General features: G+C 31.6%; 23 protein-coding genes. 12 read left to right on the top strand and 11 right to left on the bottom strand.

The window, feature by feature from the left end:
- Nucleotides 1-3: 3 nt before the first annotated feature.
- The 7 genes from Q0X98_RS06525 to Q0X98_RS06495 all read left to right on the top strand — a co-directional run bounded on the left by Q0X98_RS06525 (nt 4) and on the right by Q0X98_RS06495 (nt 5,354).
- Entirely contained in the window at nt 4-402 is a 399-nt protein-coding gene (locus tag Q0X98_RS06525; RefSeq protein ID WP_028037134.1) for an HIT family protein, read from the top strand.
- A 110-nt stretch (nt 403-512) separates the two neighbouring features.
- Nucleotides 513-1,307, top strand: coding sequence for an adenylyl-sulfate reductase (locus tag Q0X98_RS06520; RefSeq protein WP_297682240.1), 795 nt, complete (start codon nt 513-515; stop codon nt 1,305-1,307).
- A gap of 33 nt (nt 1,308-1,340) precedes the next feature.
- Nucleotides 1,341-1,811 carry an adenylyl-sulfate reductase subunit beta gene (aprB, locus tag Q0X98_RS06515; RefSeq protein WP_023648677.1) on the top strand — a complete coding sequence of 157 codons (471 nt, stop codon included), beginning with the start codon at nt 1,341-1,343 and terminating at the stop codon, nt 1,809-1,811.
- Nucleotides 1,811-3,670 (top strand): adenylyl-sulfate reductase subunit alpha, encoded by a 1,860-nt coding sequence (gene aprA, locus Q0X98_RS06510; RefSeq protein ID WP_297682237.1) that lies wholly within the window; start codon nt 1,811-1,813, stop codon nt 3,668-3,670. Before aprB ends, aprA begins: the two co-directional genes overlap by 1 nt.
- Nucleotides 3,671-3,691: 21 nt before the next feature.
- Nucleotides 3,692-4,042, top strand: coding sequence for a hypothetical protein (locus Q0X98_RS06505; RefSeq protein WP_297682235.1), 351 nt, complete (start codon nt 3,692-3,694; stop codon nt 4,040-4,042).
- 68 nt (nt 4,043-4,110) lie between these two features.
- A complete protein-coding gene (locus Q0X98_RS06500) occupies nt 4,111-4,245 on the top strand; it encodes a hypothetical protein (RefSeq protein ID WP_297682233.1) in 135 nt (44 codons plus the stop codon).
- 29 nt (nt 4,246-4,274) lie between these two features.
- Nucleotides 4,275-5,354, top strand: coding sequence for a TSUP family transporter (locus Q0X98_RS06495; protein ID WP_297682231.1), 1,080 nt, complete (start codon nt 4,275-4,277; stop codon nt 5,352-5,354).
- Here the strand turns inward: Q0X98_RS06495 and Q0X98_RS06490 are convergent.
- From Q0X98_RS06490 to Q0X98_RS06480, 3 genes are read right to left on the bottom strand one after another with little or no spacing between them, the layout of a single operon-like run.
- Nucleotides 5,351-6,424: a putative sulfate exporter family transporter gene (locus tag Q0X98_RS06490; RefSeq protein ID WP_297682229.1), complete on the bottom strand. Its 1,074-nt coding sequence runs from the start codon at nt 6,422-6,424 to the stop codon at nt 5,351-5,353. The genes Q0X98_RS06495 and Q0X98_RS06490 overlap by 4 nt on opposite strands.
- A gap of 16 nt (nt 6,425-6,440) precedes the next feature.
- Nucleotides 6,441-7,607, bottom strand: coding sequence for a UxaA family hydrolase (locus tag Q0X98_RS06485; protein ID WP_297682227.1), 1,167 nt, complete (start codon nt 7,605-7,607; stop codon nt 6,441-6,443).
- A gap of 4 nt (nt 7,608-7,611) precedes the next feature.
- A complete protein-coding gene (locus Q0X98_RS06480; protein ID WP_297682225.1) occupies nt 7,612-7,953 on the bottom strand; it encodes a UxaA family hydrolase in 342 nt (113 codons plus the stop codon).
- 57 nt (nt 7,954-8,010) lie between these two features.
- Here Q0X98_RS06480 and xsc point away from each other — a divergent pair, with 57 nt between their 5' ends.
- Both xsc and Q0X98_RS06470 read left to right on the top strand, forming a co-directional pair.
- On the top strand, nt 8,011-9,795 hold the full coding sequence (gene xsc, locus Q0X98_RS06475; RefSeq protein WP_297682223.1) for a sulfoacetaldehyde acetyltransferase: 1,785 nt from the start codon (nt 8,011-8,013) through the stop codon (nt 9,793-9,795).
- A 39-nt stretch (nt 9,796-9,834) separates the two neighbouring features.
- The gene (locus Q0X98_RS06470) at nt 9,835-11,139 is read left to right on the top strand and encodes an FAD-binding oxidoreductase (protein WP_297682221.1); all 1,305 of its coding nucleotides are present in this window, start codon (nt 9,835-9,837) and stop codon (nt 11,137-11,139) included.
- On the opposite strand, the gene Q0X98_RS06465 is transcribed toward Q0X98_RS06470, so the two are convergent.
- Genes Q0X98_RS06465 through Q0X98_RS06435 form a run of 7 tightly spaced genes read right to left on the bottom strand, consistent with a single transcriptional unit; the run spans nt 11,136 to nt 16,809 of the window.
- Nucleotides 11,136-12,287 (bottom strand): Xaa-Pro peptidase family protein, encoded by a 1,152-nt coding sequence (locus Q0X98_RS06465; protein WP_297682220.1) that lies wholly within the window; start codon nt 12,285-12,287, stop codon nt 11,136-11,138. The two genes, Q0X98_RS06470 and Q0X98_RS06465, sit on opposite strands and share 4 nt — an antisense overlap.
- Nucleotides 12,287-12,892 carry a fumarylacetoacetate hydrolase gene (locus tag Q0X98_RS06460; protein ID WP_297682218.1) on the bottom strand — a complete coding sequence of 202 codons (606 nt, stop codon included), beginning with the start codon at nt 12,890-12,892 and terminating at the stop codon, nt 12,287-12,289. The genes Q0X98_RS06465 and Q0X98_RS06460 overlap by 1 nt, the downstream gene beginning before the upstream one ends.
- A complete protein-coding gene (locus Q0X98_RS06455; RefSeq protein ID WP_297682216.1) occupies nt 12,825-13,064 on the bottom strand; it encodes a hypothetical protein in 240 nt (79 codons plus the stop codon). Before Q0X98_RS06455 ends, Q0X98_RS06460 begins: the two co-directional genes overlap by 68 nt.
- Before the next feature lie 9 nt (nt 13,065-13,073).
- Complete coding sequence (locus tag Q0X98_RS06450) at nt 13,074-13,877, bottom strand: M23 family metallopeptidase (protein WP_297682214.1); 804 nt, start codon at nt 13,875-13,877, stop codon at nt 13,074-13,076.
- Nucleotides 13,862-14,620: an SDR family oxidoreductase gene (locus Q0X98_RS06445; protein ID WP_297682213.1), complete on the bottom strand. Its 759-nt coding sequence runs from the start codon at nt 14,618-14,620 to the stop codon at nt 13,862-13,864. Before Q0X98_RS06445 ends, Q0X98_RS06450 begins: the two co-directional genes overlap by 16 nt.
- On the bottom strand, nt 14,620-15,213 hold the full coding sequence (locus Q0X98_RS06440) for a TerC family protein (protein ID WP_297682211.1): 594 nt from the start codon (nt 15,211-15,213) through the stop codon (nt 14,620-14,622). The genes Q0X98_RS06445 and Q0X98_RS06440 overlap by 1 nt, the downstream gene beginning before the upstream one ends.
- The gene (locus tag Q0X98_RS06435; protein ID WP_297682209.1) at nt 15,214-16,809 is read right to left on the bottom strand and encodes a GMC family oxidoreductase N-terminal domain-containing protein; all 1,596 of its coding nucleotides are present in this window, start codon (nt 16,807-16,809) and stop codon (nt 15,214-15,216) included. It abuts the gene before it with no gap.
- Between the two features lie 128 nt (nt 16,810-16,937).
- On the opposite strand from Q0X98_RS06435, the gene Q0X98_RS06430 reads away from it, so the two are divergent.
- Genes Q0X98_RS06430 through Q0X98_RS06420 form a run of 3 tightly spaced genes read left to right on the top strand, consistent with a single transcriptional unit; the run spans nt 16,938 to nt 20,044 of the window.
- Nucleotides 16,938-17,699 carry a phytanoyl-CoA dioxygenase family protein gene (locus tag Q0X98_RS06430; protein WP_297682207.1) on the top strand — a complete coding sequence of 254 codons (762 nt, stop codon included), beginning with the start codon at nt 16,938-16,940 and terminating at the stop codon, nt 17,697-17,699.
- 3 nt (nt 17,700-17,702) lie between these two features.
- A complete protein-coding gene (locus tag Q0X98_RS06425; RefSeq protein WP_297682205.1) occupies nt 17,703-19,298 on the top strand; it encodes an NAD(P)/FAD-dependent oxidoreductase in 1,596 nt (531 codons plus the stop codon).
- Between the two features lie 2 nt (nt 19,299-19,300).
- Entirely contained in the window at nt 19,301-20,044 is a 744-nt protein-coding gene (locus Q0X98_RS06420) for an FKBP-type peptidyl-prolyl cis-trans isomerase (protein ID WP_297682203.1), read from the top strand.
- Between the two features lies 1 nt (nt 20,045).
- Here Q0X98_RS06420 and Q0X98_RS06415 read toward each other — a convergent pair whose 3' ends face one another.
- A complete protein-coding gene (locus tag Q0X98_RS06415; RefSeq protein ID WP_297682201.1) occupies nt 20,046-20,468 on the bottom strand; it encodes a helix-turn-helix domain-containing protein in 423 nt (140 codons plus the stop codon).
- Nucleotides 20,469-20,573: the final 105 nt, after the last annotated feature.

Below are 20,573 nucleotides of genomic sequence, written 5' to 3'. Positions count from 1 at the left end.
GTAATGAGAGATCCTAATAACCCATGTTTATTTTGTAATTCTAAAGCTAGCGGTATAGCTCATGAGAATAATTTAGCTTATGCAAGTTATGATACTTATCCTGTTTCAGAACAACATTGTTTAATTATACCTAAAAGACATGTGGCAGATTATTTTGAATTATCTGATGATGAGATTATCGCATGCAATGATTTGATTAAAATTGTAAAACAAGAGGTTCTTAAAAAAGATAAAAATGTAAAAGCATTTAACATTGGAACCAATGCTGGAAAAATAGCCGGTCAATCAATCATGCATTGTCATATTCATTTGATTCCAAGAAGAGAAGGTGATGTTGATAACCCCCAAGGTGGTGTTAGATCGGTAATACCAAAAAAACAGCATTATAAACGTAAAATATAAATTATAGGTTGTTATTAAAGACACATTGACCAATAGTTAGGGTTGAACTATAGAATTAAGTAGATTAAAAAACTTTCTAATTTTACTATAAAATTTTACATAAGGGTAACATGTTACAAACAAATCCATTTTCTATTTTAGCTGAGACCGTATCTCCATTCGCTATGCAATCTTTTATTTTAGCAATGATTGCATTAATTGCGCTAGGCACAATCATTCAAATGATACATCATAAAAATTTGACGTATTTTTTAAATAATGCAAAAAAAGCCAAGCTTCAAGCAACTAGAGAAATAGGAGCGGGCGAAAAAGTATCAATTATTGCAAAAACAACTGTTGTTGATATTGGAACTACAGCTGAACTTGGATTTGGAAAACGAAGATTATCCCATGTACTTGGAATGTATGGCACAATCATCTTTTGGGTGTCTTCAGCAGTGTTGGTATTTTGTTATACAGGTGCTGATAAATCATCATCATCTACGTGGTCAATGTTGTGGCATGTCGGTGCCATTTTAACATGTGTGGGTGGATATTGGTTTTGGTTTTTCTTAAGAGTTGACGTTTCGGCAGAAGCTCATCCTTGGTATAGAATAATTAAAGCCGATTTATTTGTATTAGCATTATTAGCATGCTCGACTTTTGGACTAGCTTGGTCATATACTCAATCTAATGGTCAGTCAGAACTTTCTTTCTTATTTTTGGCCTTATTTGTTGTTTCGAATCTAGTTTTATTTGGAGGAGTTTACTGGTCAAAATTTGCTCATATGTTTTACAAGCCTGGTGCTGCAATACAAAAAAATCTAGCTGAAGCTGATGGGTCTAGAGATAATTTACCTCCACCAGCAGATGCGCCTGAACAGTTTGGTTTAGGAATTAAAAGAGAACAACCTAAACATTATTAATTATGAAAATTTTAAATAAGGAGAGAAAATAATATGTCAACATTTGTATACATGACTAGATGTGATGGCTGTGGTCATTGCGTAGATATTTGCCCATCAGATATAATGCACATTGATGAAAATATTAGACGTGCAAAAAACATTGAACCAAATTTTTGTTGGGAATGTTATTCTTGTGTAAAAGCTTGTCCTAATCACGCTATTGACGTTAGAGGTTATGCTGATTTTGCTCCAATGGGTCATAGTGTTAGAGTAAGAAGAGAAGAGGAAAAAGGAACCATTTCTTGGAAGATTAAATTTAGAAATGGAACTACTAAAGATTTTGTATCTCCAATTACTACAAAACCATGGGGAAAATTTATTCCAAAACTTGCTGATGGAGACAAACCTAATCAAGGTGAAATTAATTCTCAAAGATTGTATACTGAGCCTGAAGGACTTAATATTGATGGTGAGTTGCCAGTTGTTCCAAAAGACTCATTTAAAAAAGGAGTTTACTACTAATGGCAAAGCATAAAACACATTACGAAGATTGCGATGTACTAGTTGTTGGTGGTGGTATGGCTGGAACTGGTGCTACTTTTGAAGCTAGACACTGGGGTAGAGACATGAAGATTATTTGTGTTGAAAAAGCAAATATCGATAGAAGTGGTGCAGTTGCTCAAGGTCTTTACGCTATTAACTGTTACATGGGAATGCAGTGGGGTGAAAACCAACCTGAAGACCACGTAAGATATGCAAGAAATGACTTAATGGGAATGGTTAGAGAAGATTTAGGTTACGATATGGCTCGTCACGTTGACTCAACAGTTCACATGTTTGATGAGTGGGGCCTTCCAATGATGAAAAATGAAGAAACTGGCAGATACTTAAGAGAAGGTAAATGGCAGATTATGATTCATGGAGAGAGCTACAAACCTATCGTTGCAGAGGCTGCAAAAAAATCAGCTGATAAAATTTACAATAGAATTATGATCACTCATCTACTTATGGATGAATCTCAAGAAAACAGAGTAGGTGGTGCTGTTGGATTTAATATGAGAACTGGTGACTTCCATGTATTTAGAGCAAAAGCTGTTATAGTTGCAGCTGGTGGTGCTTCTCACATTTTCAAACCAAGAGCTGTTGGTGAAGGAATGGGAAGAACTTGGTATGCCCCTTGGAGTAATGGTTCAGCTTATGCATTACCGATTGCTGCTGGAGCTAAAATGACACAAATGGAAAATAGAATTGTGTTATGCAGATTTAAAGATGGATATGGACCTGTTGGAGCTTATTTCTTACACTTAAAAACTTACACTCAAAATGCTAATGGTGAAAACTATGAGAAAAAATGGTACGACCAAACCAAAGAGCTTGTTGGTGAATATATTGATCATCATCCAACTCCAACTTGTTTAAGAAATCATGCATTTATTCAAGAGACGATGGCTGGTGGTGGACCAATTCATATGGTTACTACTGAAGCTTTCCAAGACCCTCATTTAGAAACTGTTGGTTGGGAAAATTTCTTAGGTATGACAGTTGGTCAAGCAGTTGTTTGGGCATCTCAAAATATTGATCCAAAATATACAAATCCAGAATTAACCACATCCGAGCCATATGTAATGGGTTCTCATGCTACATGTTCAGGAGCTTGGGTAAGTGGTCCTGAAGATTTATCTCCACCAGAATATTTCTGGGGATATAACAGAATGCTTACAATTGATGGATTATTTGGAGCAGGTGATACTGTTGGTGGAAGTGCTCACAAATTTTCATCAGGTTCATTTACCGAAGGTAGACTAGCTGCAAAAGCTGCAGTTAAATACATTGAAGATAAAAAAGCTGAAGGTTTAAAAGTAACTGATAAACAATGCGAAGATTTTAAAGCTAAAGTTTATAAACCACTTGAAACATATACAGTCGCTCAAAATGAAATTACTGGGGGAACGGTTTCTCCAAGTTATATTTCACCAATTCAAGGGCTACAACGTCTACAAAGAATAATGGACGAATATGTAGGTGGAATAGCTACTAATTATATGACTAATGCTAATATGCTTAAGAGAGGTTTAGAACTTTTAGCATGGTTAGAGGAAGATCTTGAAAATGTTGGTGCTGAAGATTATCACCAGCTAATGAGAGCTTGGGAGCTAAAACACAGAGCTTTAACTTCTCAGTGTGTAACTGAGCACACTATGTTTAGAGAAGAAACTAGATGGCCAGGATACTATTACAGAGGTGATCATATGAAACTTGATGATGACAATTGGCATTGTTTAACAGTATCTAGAAGAGATCCTAAAACTGGCAAATTTAGTTTGGAGAAAGTTCCTGTCTACCATATCGTGGATGAGAACGAGAAGAAAAAAGCTTCTTAATAAGACTTTAGATCAAACAACATGGATATATTGTCAAAGACAGACGATGAGGTTTATGAAATAGCTAAGCCTATCTGGGATAATTTAGTTAAATCATCTAATTTAAAAGATTACGGTGGTTTTACCAAAGATTTCTCCACTCAAATGTTGTTTGGAGCTAACGAAGTAGAGCTTGGCAAGCAATGGGCTAACAATAAAATAATCACTAATTTAAAAGAAACATTTGAGCCATTTGGCTGCCTTAGAAGAGGTGTTCATGTCACTGTTTTAATTAAACAGACCAATAAAGAAATCTCGGGAGAATTTCTTGGTAGACTTGTTTTAGGTGAAGAAGATGGAGTAGTGAAAGTCTTTGGAGCAACCATCTACTAATCAAAAAAATAATTTAAATTTAAGAATAATGTTTGACAAATATTTATACGGGTGTATTGACGCAGTTAATGCGACTTTCAAACATAAAAATCATAAATAAAATTATTGAGTTAAAAACTGTTTTAATAAAAACAGGTATATTTATGAGCCTTGCTGCTTATTGGGGTGTTATTTTAGTTGGAACTTTTATCACATTTAACTAAGTTGTTTCTTAACAACTGTTAATTTTTTTATGGAAGTATTTTTACCTATAGCTCAAGTTTTTGTTAACCCAATCGAAATACTTTTGTTAAGTGCAATAGTTGGAGTTCTTTCAGGTTTGTTTGGAGTTGGTGGAGGTTTTTTAATGACACCTTTCTTAATTTTTTTAGGGGTACCACCAGCATATGCAGTTGCAAATGAAGCTAACAATATTTTAGCAACATCTGTTTCAGGCTCAACAACTCATTATTTAAAAAATACATTAGATTATAAAATGGGATTTATGATTGTTATTGGTGGAGCCATAGGAACATCATTAGGAATTTTAACTTTCACATATTTTAAAGATTTAGGAAAAATTGATACAGTAATTTCGTTAGCTTATATGTACATACTTGCAATAATAGGAACATTAATGCTTGTTGAAAGTCTGAGAGAAATAGACAGAGCTAAAAGAAATATTGTAATTAAAAAAAAATTGCATGTTCATTATTGGATTCATGGCCTTCCATTAAGGATGAGATTTCCAAAGTCAAAATTATACGAAAGTATTTTTACTCCAATTATAATAGGTTTGTTGGTTGGTTTTATAGCTGCAATAATGGGTATTGGTGGTGCTTTTATTTTAGTACCTGCAATGATTTATATCATTAAGATGCCGACAAAATTAGTTCCTGGAACTTCTTTATTTGTAACTATTTTTGTAAGTGTAATTGTTACTTTTTTGCATTCATTTAATTATGGTTCAATAGATCTATTGTTAGTAGCAATGTTAGTTGTTGGATCTATTATTGGTGTTCAAATTGGACAGAAGCTTGGTGAAAAAATTGACAGTTCAGGATTAAGAGCATTATTAGCTATCTTGCTATTAGTAGTTGGTATAGCAATTGCCTATGAAACTTTTTTTGCTGAACAATCTATTGCAGAAATATCAAGTGTATCTAGTTCAGATTTAAACTTTTTTTCAAAATTTATTAAAGAATTTTCAAATGATATGCCATTCTTTTATGGGTTATTTTCAATTATGTTTGCTATTCTTTTAGGTGTAGGTGCAGCTTTTATTAGAAGGTTTTTTTCAAATTTTAAGAAAAAAATGTTAATGAAATCTTAGCTAAGAAAATTGATATAAATTTCAATTGATATAATACTTACAACACCAACTGTCGCCATTCCAACAAATCCAACAACAAAGGGTTTGTAGCCCATATTTTTTAAGTCTCTAAGGTTTGTCGACAAACCAATAGCTGCCATTGCCATTGTAAGAAATACTTTAGATGAGGCTTTAATGTATTGAACTATGCTAACCCATGTTTCATTATATGAGCTCAAGAAAACTTGATCTCCTGCATTTCTCAAGATAATCATTCCAACAAATCCTAAAACAAAATAAGGAAAAATAGCTATTATTGAATAGTTTTGCGCCTTTGTTTGTCCTCTATTATAAAGATATGCAAAAAGAGGGATCATTATAACAAGAAATGTGTTTCTAATTAATTTAGTAACAGTTGCTATATTTAATGTTTCAGGACTATTGAACTGTTGGTCATAAATAAGACCTGCTGCAGCAACCTGAGAGGTTTCGTGAATTGAGGTTCCTAAAAATAAACCAACAAAAGTAGGGTCAGCATCAAAATAAAAATTAGCAAAATATGGATAAATAAGCATTGATAATATTCCAAACAATGTAATGTTAGCTATGGCATAAGATACTTCATTTTTTTTTGCACCAATGACTGGTGCTGTTGCCATAATGGCTGTTGTTCCACATACAGTGCTACCAATTGAAATTAAATAAGCCATTCTTGTAGGAATTTTAAGTTTTTTTACTAAAAGTTTAATTACAATCAGTACACTAATAATGCATATTATAATAAGAGGTATAGCTATTGCCCCAAACTCTAAAAATTCAAAAGGTTTTAATTGAATCCCAAGACAAATAATTCCAAGTTTTAAAATATATTTTTGAGTAAAATCCAATCCTTTGATAAAATTTTCTCTCATTTGAAATATATTTCCAAATAACATTCCAAATAAAATAGCAATCATTGCTGTAGATATTGGGCTTTTATCATAACCCAAAAGTTCGATACCAATAATGTTATTGAAACCTTGAGAGAGAGTATAAAGTACAAATGCTAAAACAATACCAGGTATTACTACCAGGTATTGTTTATAATTCATAAGAAGCTAGATTTGATTAAGCACTTCTGTAAAGTTTAGTCATCACAAATTCTTTATGACCTAAAGCTTCAGCACAAGTTAATCTTCCGTTTGCTACTCTAAGAGTAGTTTTTATTAATTCATCTCCTGCTTGAGACATATTCATTTCACGAGTTAAGATTTTTGAAACATCGCAATCAATATGTTCGCCCATACCTTTAACAGTTAATGGATTTGCAGTTAATTTAACAACTGGCTCAATTGGATTACCAACAATATTACCTTGACCTGTTGGGAATAAATGAATGTTAAAACCTGCTGCAGCTTGAAGTGTTACACATTCTGCTGCTGCTGAAGATGTATCCATAAAGTATAAACCTTTACCTTTAGTTGGTTCTTCTGCGGGCTCTAAAACATCAATAAATTTACAATTTCCAATTTTTTGGAAATTTCCAAAAGCTTTTTCTTCAATAGTAGTCAATCCACCTGCAATATTCCCAGCTGTTGGCTGACTTTCTGAAAGATCATCTGTTGCTTCTTTTAAAATAAAATCATTGTAAGAATTCCAAGTTTTCATAAATTTATCAGAAGCTTCTGGTGTTGCACCTCTGGTCGCACAAACTTGTTCAGCACCTGTTAATTCAGAAGTTTCTCCAAAACATAAATGAACACCCATTGGTTCTAATTTATCCATTAGATTACCAACTGTTGGGTTAGCAGCTAATCCAGATGTTGTATCAGACTCTCCACATTTTACTGAAATCCAAAGATCACTCATTGGACACTCTTCTCTTTGTTTTTCAGAAGCCCACATTACAAATTCTTGAGCTTTTTTAGAAGCTTTCATTGTAGTTCCAATGTCACCAGTTCTCTCAATATGAAATCCTTCAACTGGTTTTCCAGTTTTAGCAATACCATCAACTATTTTTTTAGTCCATTTTGGCTCAATACCAATAACGATTACTGCTGCAACATTTGGGTTACAGCCAGTTCCAATCATAGTTCTAAAATGAAGATCTAAATCTGCTCCAAATTGCAGTCTTCCATATGAATGGGGTAGAGCGATTGTTCCTTTAATATTATTTGCAACAGCCTCAGCACATGCATTCGAAATGTCATCTACTGGAAGAATAATTACATGATTTCTTGTACCAGCTCTGCCATTTTCTCTTTTATAACCTAAAAAACTTTTTGGAATTTCCATACTATTACCACTTCTTTGTTTTTACATTGTGAACATGAACGTGTTCACCTTTTTTAATTGATTTAACTACTTTACCAATATCGTGACCATATTTAAGAATTGTGTCACCCTCATTTAGATCGGTCATTGCAATTTTATGCCCCAAAGGGATCTCATCCATAGATTGAATATTAGTTGAACTGTCATCTTCCATTATCCAGCAAGCACAGTCTTGTTTTGGAGTTATTTTTTCAATAACAACTACTCCAACGTTGTCTTTTTTATCATGAATTATAATGTCTGTAGCCATATTTATAGTGTCGATTTGTTTGTTTGAAATTTTTAAAATCTTATATATTAATCGCATAGATTAACAAACGAATTTTAAAAAATTTTAATTTATACATTAGAGAGGTATGGTTTTATGACTAAGATGACAACAGAGGAAGCTTTTGTAAAAGTATTGCAAATGCATGGTATTGAACACGCATTCGGAATTATTGGTTCAGCTTTTATGCCAATTTCAGATATTTTCCCAGATGCAGGAATAACTTTTTGGGACGTTGCTCACGAAACTAATGGTGGATTAATTGCAGATGGCTACACAAGAGCCACTGGTAAAATGTCAATGGTGATTGCACAAAATGGACCTGGAATTACTGGATTAGTTACACCTATTAAAACTGCGTATTGGAATCATACTCCATTGTTACTAGTTACACCTCAAGCTGCAAATAAAACTATGGGCCAAGGTGGTTTTCAAGAAGTTGAGCAGATGAATTTATTTAAAGATATGGTTTGTTATCAAGAAGAAGTTAGAGATCCTTCAAGAATGGCAGAAGTGTTAAATAGAGTAATTGAAAAAGCAATTAGAGGATCAGCTCCAGCACAAATAAACGTGCCTAGAGATTATTGGACACAAGTTATTGATATTGATCTTCCTCCGATTGTAAGATTAGAAAGACAAGCAGGTGGTGTTGATGCAATTAAAAAAGCAGCTGACTTATTATCTAACGCAAAATTTCCAGTAATTCTTTCAGGAGCTGGTGTTGTAATTGGTGGCGCCATTGAGGATTGTAAAAAACTTGCTGAAAAATTGGATGCACCAGTTTGTTCAGGTTATCAACACAATGATAGTTTTCCAGGAAGTCATCCTTTGGCAGCTGGCCCATTAGGATACAATGGTTCAAAAGCTGGGATGGAATTAATCCAAAAAGCAGATGTTGTTTTAGCATTAGGCACAAGACTGAATCCTTTTTCAACTTTACCAGGTTATGGAATGGATTATTGGCCAAAAGATGCAAGTATTATTCAGGTTGATATGAATTCAGATAGAATTGGTTTAACTAAAAAAGTTTCAGTTGGAATTTGTGGTGATGCTAAATTAGTTTCACAGCAAATTTTGGCTCAACTTTCACCAACTGCTGGTGACACGGACAGACAAGCAAGAAAAGATATTATTCATCAAACTAAATCAGCTTGGTTACAAAAATTATCAAGTCTTGATCATGAAGATGACGACAAAGGTACAGTTTGGAATGAAGAAGCTAGAAAAAGAGATGCAGATAGAATGTCTCCTAGACAAGCTTGGAGAGCAATCCAAGCAGGTATGCCTGATGATGTAATTATCTCAAGTGATATTGGAAACAATTGTGCAATTGGAAATGCTTACCCAACTTTTGAAAAAGGAAGAAAATATTTAGCACCAGGATTATTTGGTCCTTGTGGATATGGCTTTCCTTCAATTTTAGGTGCAAAAATTGGTTGTCCAGATACTCCAGTAATTGGTTTTGCTGGTGATGGAGCATTTGGAATTAGCATGAATGAGATGAGTTCATGTGCTAGAGAAGAGTGGCCTGCAATTGCAATGGTTATTTTTAGAAATTACCAATGGGGAGCTGAGAAAAGAAATACTACTCTTTGGTTCGATGATAACTTTGTTGGAACAGAATTAGATCCAGAATTAAGTTATGCAAAAGTTGCAGATGCTTGTGGATTAAAAGGTGTAACTGTTAGAACAATGGAAGAAACCACTAATGCAATCAAGCAATCTTGTGAAGATCAAAAGAAAGGAATTACAACGTTTATAGAAGTAATTCTTAACCAAGAACTTGGTGAGCCTTTTAGAAGAGATGCTATGAAGAAACCAGTTAAAGTTGCTGGTATCAACAAAGCTGATATGATCAAACAACCTTCTTTAAACTCTTAAGATCTTTAAAATTTATACCAATTATCGTAAAGTCACTTCATGGAAGTGACTAACGATAATGGTTGTAGTTGGATAAAAGATTTAACTCCTCGAACAAATATCAAAACTCTTCATTCAAATGAAGATTGTGAGTGGCTGATTATTGGTGCGGGGTATACTGGGCTATCTGCAGCAAGAAAATTAGGTCAATTATATCCAAATCAAAAAATCATATTAGTAGATTCACAACTAGCTGGTGAGGGCGCTAGTAGCAGAAATTCAGGTTATTTAGTTGATACTACTCTTAATGACGGTTTCACTTCTAATAAAGAGCTAGATAATTATAAAAAAAAAACTGACATTTATGATTTAGGAATAAACTCTGTCAAAAAATTTATAAATGAACACCAAGTTGATTGTGACTGGAATGAATGTGGAAAATATTTTGCATCTTCAAAAATAGAAGATGAAAAGATTTTAATAAACTTTTCAAATACTCTTTCAAAATTAAATTTTAAACATAATTTATTATCTCATAATGAATTATCCAAAACATTGGGTACAAATTTTTATAATTTAGCACTTCATACTAAAGGTGGAGTGTTGTTGCATCCAGGAAAATTGGTTAGAGCAATGATTGACGTGTTACCAAAGAATGTTTATTTATATGAAAATTCATCTTTATTAAATTGGAATAAAACTAAAGATATAATCTCTTGTGAATTTAAAAATGGAAAAATTAAAGCAAAGAAAATTATTTTTGCTGCAAATGGCTTTTTAAAATCTCTAGGTATTAAATCAAGCTATAATTTTCCAATAACTTTAACTGCAAGTATGACAAGACCATTATCTAATGATGAGTTTAAATCTATTGGTCAACCAAAAGAATGGGGTGTGTTACCTGTAAGACCAATGGGTGCTACTATTAGAATGACTAAAGATAAAAGAATTTTGATACGAAATACAGCTGAGGTTCATAATCCTTTTAAGATGTCTGAGTCGAATTTACAAAAAAGATCTATTAATCAAAGAATTGGGATTAAAAAAAGGTTTCCACAATTACCGGATGACATTATTCAATCATCATGGTCTGGTGTTGTATCCAGAACAAGAAATAGCTCTCAAATATTTGAAAAAATTGATAATAACGTTTTTGCTGCTGGTTGTTATAATGGCTCAGGTATTGGAGTAGGTACCTTATTTGGTGAACAAATTGCTATCAAAGCTAGTGAAGAAAATTCAAAAGAAATAGAAACTATAGAAGCTAGAAACAAACCTACTTGGTTACCACCTCAACCTTTTTTAAATTTAGGCGTTAAATCACGTTTAATTTATGAGCGTTTAAGAGCTAGATCAGAAATTTAAAGAACAACCAAATCTAATTTTTGCTTACCTAATCTTTCATTACCATTTTCGGTGACTAAATAGGTTTCACCTAAATTCATAGCTAAATTACTATCTGAATCCATCAATATCATGTGCATGAAGAAGACATTACCAGGAGTTATTACATAAGGATTACCAGTGTATAACATTGGCCAGTCCATCCAGTTAGGTGAAAAAGTTGATCCTAAAGAATATCCACAAGCATTCATTCTTGCTTTATTAAATCCTAAATCATCAAATGTTTTTGCATGAGCATCAAAAACATCTCCTGCAGTTTTTCCTGGAACCAAAGTGTTTACACAGTTGGTTAAAGCTTCAACACAAGCTTCATGCATTTTTATATGTTTGGGGTCAGCTTTTCCTATAGGAATAGTTCTAAACATTGCAGAGTGATAATGTTTAAAAGTACCAGCCCATTCTAGACTTAATTGATCTGTGTTTGATAAGTTTCTTTTTTCAGCTTGGTATCTACAAAGTAAAGCATTATCACCAGAACCTATGATATATTCATTAGCAGGATAATCTCCACCACCTTCAAGAACTGCTCTTTGCATTTCAGCTAAAATTTTTGCTTCATTAGCTCCAGCTTTTGCATATTTCCAAGCTTCATCTAAAGCTCTATCTGCCAGCTCAGCAGCTTGTTTTACATATACTAATTCTTCATTAGATTTTATAACTCTTAGTTTTGTTATTAGTTCAGATTGATCTTCAACTTTACAATAATTTTCTAAGGATTTATTTAATCTTAAAGCGTTACGTCCTGTCATACCGTAAGCTTCATATTCAATACCAATATTTTTATTTTTTAGATCAAGTTCATCTAAAATTATTTTAAGATCATCAGTTGGATTTATTCCATCTTTATCCACCCAAATTCTTATATCTTGAATATTTGATGTATTTTGAGCTTGTCTTAAGTCAGGTGCACGAGTTAATAAAACTATATTTCCTTTTTGATCTAAAACTAAAGTTTGAAAAAAAACATATCCAAATGTATCGTAACCAGTAAGCCAATACATCGACTCTTGTCTAAACATTAAAAGAGCATCTAAATTTTGCTCTTTCATAGATTTTAAAACATCTTGTTTTCTTTTAGAAAATTCTTCTTTACTAAAATGAAGCGCCATTAAGAAATAATTGCTTTTACTGATCCTAATTTATCAATTTTACCTGTGTATAAACCTTTTCCAAGAATAGGAACTACACCTACAGTAGAACCAGTGAATACATAAAAATCTCTTCCCAAATCAACTTTATCTTTTTTAACTTTATTTAGAACAAATCTTAAAGAGTTAAGTGGGTTGATGTATACTGCGTTGGTATTGCCACTAACACTTTGCTTAACTTTTTTGTTTGAAATATTTGCTTTTAAATTACCAATATTAATTCTCTTATATTTTTTCTTTTGACCAATTAAAAACTTAACATTTCCACCGAAATCACTACTTAGATCTCCAAAAGAGGTTATTCCTTTTCTTTTTTGTCTATAACCAACTACCTCAATACATGGAGCCATATGTGATATAAATTTAGTAACATTTTTGCTTGTAATTGATCCTTTTGAAGAAAAAAAAGACTTTTTAATTAAATAACAAACTTCAAGCTCAATCCCTAAAGTTGATTTATTTATTTTAACACGTTTACCACTTTTTAAAAAATTTCTTTCATAAACTGATGCGTAAAATGGTTCTTTTTCTTTTAATTTTTTTAATAAGAGGAATACCTGTTCCACCAGCTTTATATCCAATTACTGGTTCTTTAATTTTACTTTCACACAGTTTTCTAAATTTGTCTGCTTCAGTAAGTTTTTTTGTAAATTTTTTAGGTATCGCTGAAATAATTTTATTTTTTAAAAAAGCGTTAACTAATTTATCTGAAAGCTTATCTTTTAAAGTTTTTTTCATTAGACTTTTTTATTTTAATACAGACATAGGATCAAGTCTTGTTTGAAACCAATTAATTCTAAAATCAAGATGGGGCCCAGTTGATCTTCCAGTTGATCCAACAGTGCCTATTATATCTCCTTGATTTATTCTATCTCCAACTGAAACTAAAACATTTTCAAGGTGAGAATATATTGTTGAAATACCATGACCATGATCCATAATTACTGTTCCACCAGTATAATATAAATCATCTTCAGCCATTGTAACAACACCAGTGCCAGACGATTTGATCATTGTTCCCTGTTTTGCAGCTATATCTATGCCGTAGTGAGGCCATCTTGGTTTACCGTTCAAAATTCTTTGACTGCCATAGACACCACTTATAATACCTTCTACTGGCATAATAAATTTTTCTTTAAAATAAATTAGATCAGAGTTGATAGCTCTTGCTTCACCAATTGCATTATTTTCTTTTTTAATTCTTTTATAAACTGACTCTGGTGGAGTAACTTTGCTCTCCGCAAGTCCATCAATTCTTTGTATGTTGTATTCTCTCTTTAAAACTTTTTTAGTAATTATTGATTTTTTCCCATTTAAAGTTTTGGTAAAAGTTAGATCAAATTTTCTATCTCTATCAATTCCAAAAACAAAAAAACCATCTCTAGATACTTTTACTTCTTTTTTACCAACTTTAATTTGTGCTTTAGGATTTGTTTTACCTAATATGAAATGACCTTGGGTAAAATTTCCTTGAAACTCAATTGCGTTTACTTGTGATGTTGTAAAAATGAATAATACTAAGAAAAATCTATAAATTATTGTGCTGTCCATCCGCCATCTATTACTATTGATGTACCTGTGATCATTGAAGAAGCTGAAGAAGCCAAGAAGCAAACAGTAGTTGCTATATCACTTTCTGTTGCTAATTTTCCCATAGGAATATTGCCTAAAGCTAATTTCTTAAATTTTTTATTTTTAAAGAAGTTTAAGACCATTGGTGTTGCAACAAATGTTGGAGCAACAGTGTTAACTCGTATGTCATTTTTTGCCAATTCAACACCCATTCCTTTAGTTAAACCCTCAATACCAAATTTAGTCATATTATAGACGTTTCTACCACTCATACCAACATGACCTAATTGAGAAGACATATTTATTATTGAGCCTGGTCTTTTTTTATTTTTTAACATCTTTTTAACAACAAGTTGAGCTACGTTAAAAGCAGCCTTAAGATTAAGATCAACCAAGTAGTTCATACTTTTTTGTTTAACTTTCTCAAAAGGTTCTGGAATATTTGTGCCTGCATTATTTACCAAGACATCTATAATTTTAATTTTATCTATCTTCTTTTTTAAATCTTCATAGTCCATTACATCACAAGGAACTTTAACAATTTTTCCTTTAATTTTTTTGATTTGCTTTTCTAATTTATCAAGATCAGATGGAGTTCTACTTAGGGCAATGACTGTTGCTCCAGCTTCAGCTAATGCAATTGAACAAGCTTTACCCAATCCTTTACCTGCACCAGTAACTAAAGCGTATTTATTTTTTAAGTTAATTTTTTGTAAATACATTATAGAAATAATATTTTAATATCTGTGTAAATCAACTCTACTGCAACAACTAATATTGCTAGTAATCCTGCCCATGCTATCCACTTGTATTTTTTAATCCAACCTGAGATTAAATTAGCTGCTGTAGCCATCAAAACAATTGATAACGCCAAGCCAAAAATTAATAACATGTAATGATCTCCTGCAGCTCCTGCTACACCAAGCACGTTATCTAAACTCATTGTAAAATCTGCCAATAAAACTGTCCATATAGCTTTCATGAAACTTGAATTATCTACTTTTACATCCTCTTCATCTGACTGACCCTTGATTACGTCCGTATATAGTTTGTAAACTATATAAAGAAGCAATAATCCACCAACTAACCTTAGGCCTGTTATCTGTAACAAATAAGCGGTTAGCATTGTTAAGATAATTCTTAAGATAACAGCACCACCAATACCCCAAAAAATTACTTTTTTTCTTTGTTCAACAGGAAACTTTGATGCAACCATTCCAATAATAATTGCATTGTCTCCAGCTAGAACTAAATCAATAAAAATGATCTGACCTAAAATTGTTAATTGCTCTGGTGTAAATAATTCTGCAAACATTTAGTGCTCTAGTATCATATCTGCACCTTTTTCCGCAATCATTATTGTTGGTGCATTAGTATTACCAGAGGTTATGTTAGGCATTATCGATGCATCGATCACTCTAAGATTATTTATTCCTTTAACTCTTAATTTTTCATCAACTACAGCCATATCATCTTGGCCCATTTTACAAGTCCCAACAGGGTGAAAAATAGTTTGAGCATAATTTGACGCCTCTCTAACTAACTCCTCATCATCATTAATATTTATTCCAGGTCTATATTCTTCTGGCGCATATTTTTTAAAAGTTTCAGATTCTAAAATAATTTTTCTTGTTAATTTCAATCCTTTTGCTGCAACCATCCTATCGTGATCAGTAGAAAGATAGTTTTGTTTAATTTTTGCGTAAGTTCTTGAGTCTTGATCTACTATGCTAACGTGACCTCTGCTTGAAGGCCTTACATTTGATACAGTTGGAGTAAATGCATGAAAATCATGGTTTTTAGTAGCAGCTAAAGTATCCATACTCATTGGTTGTACGTGCCACTGTAAATCAGGAAGTTCTAGAGTAGGGTCACTTTTTGCAAACATGCAAAGTTGACTTGCACCCATTGTCATAGGCCCGCTTCTTTTAAAAATGTATTCTAATCCAATCATTAAATTACCAAACAAACTATTAATTTTCTTATTAAGTGATTTTATTCCATGAATTTTGTAAATTGGTCTAAACATTAGATGGTCTTGTAAGTTTTCACCAACTCCTTTTAGTTCGTGTACCATATCAATACCTAAGTTTTTTAATTTATCTGAATTACCAATTCCAGACACTTGTAGTATTTGAGGAGAACCTATTGCTCCAGATGATAAAATAATTTCTTTATTTGCTTGAACTTTTTTTAATTCATTATCCTGCCAATATTCAACTTCTTTTGCAGTTTTGTTTTCAAAATTAATCTTTTTAACATGAGCTTTAGTGATTATTTTTAAATTTTTTCTATGTTTAATAGGGTTTAAATACCCAACCGAAGTACTACATCTAAATCCATCTTTTTCTGTGACTTGGAAATATCCACAACCATGATTGTCACCTGTGTTAAAATCTTTTGTTTTAGGTATTCCAAACTCTTCTGCAGCATTTTGAAATTCATTTAATAATGGTAGTTGAATTCTTTGATCAGATACAGATAAGGGGCCGCCAACTCCATGAAATTCACTTTTACCTCTTTCCTGATTTTCAGCTTTTATAAAATAAGGTAAAACATCATCCCAACTCCAGCCAGTATTTCCCAACTGTCTCCAAACATCATAATCTCTATGCTGTCCTCTTACATACAAAAGTCCGTTAATAGAAGAGCTTCCACCTAATGTTTTTCCTCTAGGGTATCTAATAGAAATATTATTCATACTTTCGTCAGGCTCAGTTTTATAGCACCAATCTACATCAGGGTTATGCATAGTTTTAAAGTAGCCAACTGGAATATGGATCCATGGATAATTATCTTTACCACCAGCTTCAACTAATAAAACTTTATGATTTGGATTTTCAGACAATCTATTGGCTAGCACACATCCTGCAGAGCCTGCTCCAAGAATAATATAATCAAAGTTTTCCATATTATTTTATTAGTATGTTTTTAATACTTGCAGAGTTTAGATTAATTTCAATCTACAACTTATAAATTAATTTTTATTAAATATCTAATCTTAAGTAGATTTTTTTTTTTAATATGTTAGTTTTTTTAATGCTTTCAGAAGATCAACTATCAATTTATAAAAAAAATGGTTTAGTTAAGAGTTCTACTTGCCTATCAGATGATAAAGTAAAAGATTTAAATAATGCTCTTGATAAATATTTAGATGATCACAAAGATGAAAACACTGAATTTGTATCTGGGTTATATGAAAGAGATAGTGATTTTCTTAAATTCGCAATGTATCCTGAAATAATTAGTGAAGTTAAACAATTAATTGGTGAGGATATAGTTCTCTGGGGATCTTCATTGTTTTGTAAAAAAGAGAAAAATGGAAAAGAAACTCCGTGGCACCAAGATGGAGAATATTGGCCAATTAAACCTTTAGAGTCCGTTACTGTCTGGTTATCTATTGATGAGGTAACAGAGGAAAATGGTCCATTACAATATATTCCTGGTTCTCATTTAGATAGAAAATTGGCAGAACATAACACTCTAGATTCAACTGACGTTACTTTAAACCAGACACTTAAAAATATTGATGAAATTAGAGATCAAGCAAAATCTGTTATTCTAAAACCTGGAATGTTTTCTATGCACGATGTGTATTTGTTTCATGGATCAAGAGCAAATAATTCTGGAAAAAGAAGAGCAGGTCTTACTTATAGATATATGCCAGCGTCATCTTTTTATGATCATGAAGCTGCTAAAGTCATTGAAGACAAAATTGGTTATTCTCTTCAAAGACAATTACACTTAGTAAGCGGTACTGATAAGTCTTCAAATAAAATTTATCAAGATCATACTAAATAAAATTTGCTACAATTCGAGACAATAATTATTGGTGCTGGAATTTCTGGTCTTTATCAGCTTCACAAATGTAGAGATGAATTAAATTTAAAAACATTAGCTATCGAAGAAGGATCAGATATTGGAGGGACTTGGTATTGGAATAGATATCCAGGTGCACGATGTGACTCTGAAAGTCATACTTATGGCTATACCTTTTCAGAAAAAATTTATAAAAATTGGACTTGGAAAGAAAAATATCCAAAACAAAATACAATTCTTAAATATCTAAAATTTGTAGAAAAAAAATTAAATCTTAGAAAAGATATTTTATTTAACAATAAAATAATTTCAGCCAAATATTTAGAAAATAAAAAATTATGGCAAATAAAAACAAATAAAAATAAAATATTTTTAACTAAGTATCTTATTTGTGCGGTTGGCTCTCTTTCAGCTACAAATATACCTAATATTAAAGGATTGAAGACGTTCAAAGGTGAATATTATCATACAGGTAGATGGCCAAAGAAAAAAATAAATCTTAAAAATCAAATTGTTGCACAAATTGGAACAGGCTCAAGTGGAATACAAGTTGCCCCAGAAATTGCAAAGACAGTTAAAAAGTTAGTAATTTTTCAAAGAACTCCAAATTACAGTATTCCTGCAAGAAATAAAAAATTAACTAAAGAAATGATTAATGATTATCTAAAAAATTATGAAAAGATAAAAAAACTAATAAAAAAAACACCTGGTGGCCATACATTCAGTTTTCCTGATAGATCAGTTTTTGATTTTAATAAAATAGAAAGAGATAAAATTTTTGAAAAAGCTTGGCTTAAAGGTAGTTTGGCTTTTAGAGCATGTTTTGGTGACATCACTAAAAATCTTAAAGCAAACGAAAAAGCATCTAACTTTATTAAAGAAAAAATATTAAAGATTGTTAAAGATAAAAAGATTGCAAAAATTCTAACAAACTTTGATCATCCCTTTACGTCAAAGCGTCCCACACTAAATACAAATTATTATGAAACTTTTAATAGAAAAAATATTGAATTAGTCGATTTGAAATCTAACCCAATTATTAAAATTACAAAAAATGGAATAAAAACTAAAAATAACGATTTTGATTTTGATAAAATAATCTTTGCAACAGGTTATGATGCTTTAACGGGTCCACTTTTGTCTTTAAATTTAGTTGGAAAAAAGAAAACCAAATTACAAAATTTTTGGAATAAATCACCCAAGACTTATCTTGGGCTAATGATTCCAAATTTTCCTAATTTATTTATAATACAAGGTCCGGGTAGTCCTTCAGTTCTTACGAATGTACCCGTGCAAATAGAACAGCATGTAGAATGGATTACAAATTGTCTTAATTTTTTAAATAAAAATAATAAAAAAACAATTGAACCAACTATCAATTCAGCAAAAAAATGGAGTGATGAAATTAAAAGATTAGCAGATGCGTCACTTTTTATGAAAGCTAAAATCTCTTGGTATAAGGGAGATAATATACCAGGAAAGCCAAAAGTCTTTATTCCTTACCCGGGTGGATTGCCTAGATATAGAAATATATGTAATAAAGTCGAAAAAAATCAATATAAAGAATTTTTAATAAAGTAATTATGAAAAAATATTTCCTAATAATAAGTTTATTTATTTGCTTTAATTTAACGGCTGCTGAAATTGAAATCATTTCTGACAAACCTGGAGATGGGAAAAAAATAATTTATCATTCATGGGTTCAAATTGAGTACACAGGTTCTTTTGAAAGTGGAGAAGTTTTTGATACTAATATTGGTAAAGATAGACCGTTAGTTGTTCAAATCGGAATGAAAGAAGTAATTCCTGGTTTTGAACGAGGAATAATTGGAACTACAAAAGGAACTAAAAGAAAAATTAAAATACCAGCTGAATTAGCATATGGAGAAAAAGGTGGTGGAGACGTTATACCCCCTAACACTGATTTAATATTTGAGTTTGAAATTATTGATGTGTTAGACCCTCATTATAAAATGATTAATTCAGATGAATTGATAAAAAGAATAAAAGATAATGCAGTAGCTCTAGATATTAGATTAGAAAACCAATGGGAAAATGGTGTTATAAAAGGAACTTTTCAGGAAACAGCTTTTAATAAAGATGGAAAATTCAACGTATACTTAATGGATAAGGTAAGAGCCCTTGCAGCTGAAGAATCTCAAAATATAGAAATTATCTTTATTAGTCATGATGGAGAGACAGCCGCAATACTTGGCAACGCTTTTGCTGAAGATCTTGGTTTTAAAAATGTTTCAGTTCTTAAAGGTGGAATTCTTCAATGGCTAAAGGAAGATAGAAAATTAGTTTCCCATAAAAAAGATAATTAATTTAAATTTGTTTTTTTCTTTGAAGATTTTTTAATCTAATTTCATCGTGAAATAAATCTATTACTCTTTCTTGTAAAAAAGAAGATTCTGACAGTGCTACATCATTGTTTATAACTTTGGTTATTTTTTTTTTATTAAAAGTTCCCCATTTGATTAATGATTTTACAATTGGAACGGTAGATTTTCCAAATTCAGTTAAAGAATATTCGGTATTAAGAGTTTCTACTTTTGAAACTTTTTTAATTAAAAGTTTATCTCTCTCCATATCTTTTAATTGCTTAGATAGCATTTGAGATGTTATTCCATTTAAGGATCTTTTCAATTCTCCAAAACGCATATGTTTAGATAGCAAACTATCTAAGATCATTATTTTCCATTTACCACCAATTAATTTTAAGGCATTAGCTACAGGAGAATATTTCATTTCGGTATTTTTTATATACTAGTCTATAGAATTGACCAAATAGTTTTTTAATTGAGATTAATTGCTTGGATAAGATTGAGAAATAATATTATATCTCAAAAAATT

It is taken from the genome of uncultured Candidatus Pelagibacter sp. (assembly GCF_943788075.1).
GTDB lineage: Bacteria > Pseudomonadota > Alphaproteobacteria > Pelagibacterales > Pelagibacteraceae > Pelagibacter.
This window is presented reverse-complemented; position numbering and strand designations above follow the sequence as displayed.

Bases quoted from the DNA above. Each gene is read 5' to 3' on its own strand.
- Q0X98_RS06430 (WP_297682207.1), top strand. From the start codon at position 16,938: ATGCTTTCAGAAGATCAACTATCAATTTATAAAAAAAATGGTTTAGTT.
- Q0X98_RS06480 (WP_297682225.1), bottom strand. From the start codon at position 7,953: ATGCGATTAATATATAAGATTTTAAAAATTTCAAACAAACAAATCGAC.
- aprA (WP_297682237.1), top strand. From the start codon at position 1,811: ATGGCAAAGCATAAAACACATTACGAAGATTGCGATGTACTAGTTGTT.
- Q0X98_RS06415 (WP_297682201.1), bottom strand. From the start codon at position 20,468: ATGAAATATTCTCCTGTAGCTAATGCCTTAAAATTAATTGGTGGTAAA.
- Q0X98_RS06450 (WP_297682214.1), bottom strand. From the start codon at position 13,877: ATGGACAGCACAATAATTTATAGATTTTTCTTAGTATTATTCATTTTT.
- Q0X98_RS06485 (WP_297682227.1), bottom strand. From the start codon at position 7,607: ATGGAAATTCCAAAAAGTTTTTTAGGTTATAAAAGAGAAAATGGCAGA.
- aprB (WP_023648677.1), top strand. From the start codon at position 1,341: ATGTCAACATTTGTATACATGACTAGATGTGATGGCTGTGGTCATTGC.
- Q0X98_RS06495 (WP_297682231.1), top strand. From the start codon at position 4,275: ATGGAAGTATTTTTACCTATAGCTCAAGTTTTTGTTAACCCAATCGAA.
- Q0X98_RS06490 (WP_297682229.1), bottom strand. From the start codon at position 6,424: ATGAATTATAAACAATACCTGGTAGTAATACCTGGTATTGTTTTAGCA.
- Q0X98_RS06445 (WP_297682213.1), bottom strand. From the start codon at position 14,620: ATGTATTTACAAAAAATTAACTTAAAAAATAAATACGCTTTAGTTACT.
- Q0X98_RS06500 (WP_297682233.1), top strand. From the start codon at position 4,111: ATGCGACTTTCAAACATAAAAATCATAAATAAAATTATTGAGTTAAAA.
- Q0X98_RS06505 (WP_297682235.1), top strand. From the start codon at position 3,692: ATGGATATATTGTCAAAGACAGACGATGAGGTTTATGAAATAGCTAAG.
- Q0X98_RS06420 (WP_297682203.1), top strand. From the start codon at position 19,301: ATGAAAAAATATTTCCTAATAATAAGTTTATTTATTTGCTTTAATTTA.
- Q0X98_RS06525 (WP_028037134.1), top strand. From the start codon at position 4: ATGAGAGATCCTAATAACCCATGTTTATTTTGTAATTCTAAAGCTAGC.
- Q0X98_RS06455 (WP_297682216.1), bottom strand. From the start codon at position 13,064: ATGAAAAAAACTTTAAAAGATAAGCTTTCAGATAAATTAGTTAACGCT.
- Q0X98_RS06465 (WP_297682220.1), bottom strand. From the start codon at position 12,287: ATGGCGCTTCATTTTAGTAAAGAAGAATTTTCTAAAAGAAAACAAGAT.
- Q0X98_RS06520 (WP_297682240.1), top strand. From the start codon at position 513: ATGTTACAAACAAATCCATTTTCTATTTTAGCTGAGACCGTATCTCCA.
- Q0X98_RS06470 (WP_297682221.1), top strand. From the start codon at position 9,835: ATGGAAGTGACTAACGATAATGGTTGTAGTTGGATAAAAGATTTAACT.
- Q0X98_RS06435 (WP_297682209.1), bottom strand. From the start codon at position 16,809: ATGGAAAACTTTGATTATATTATTCTTGGAGCAGGCTCTGCAGGATGT.
- xsc (WP_297682223.1), top strand. From the start codon at position 8,011: ATGACTAAGATGACAACAGAGGAAGCTTTTGTAAAAGTATTGCAAATG.
- Q0X98_RS06440 (WP_297682211.1), bottom strand. From the start codon at position 15,213: ATGTTTGCAGAATTATTTACACCAGAGCAATTAACAATTTTAGGTCAG.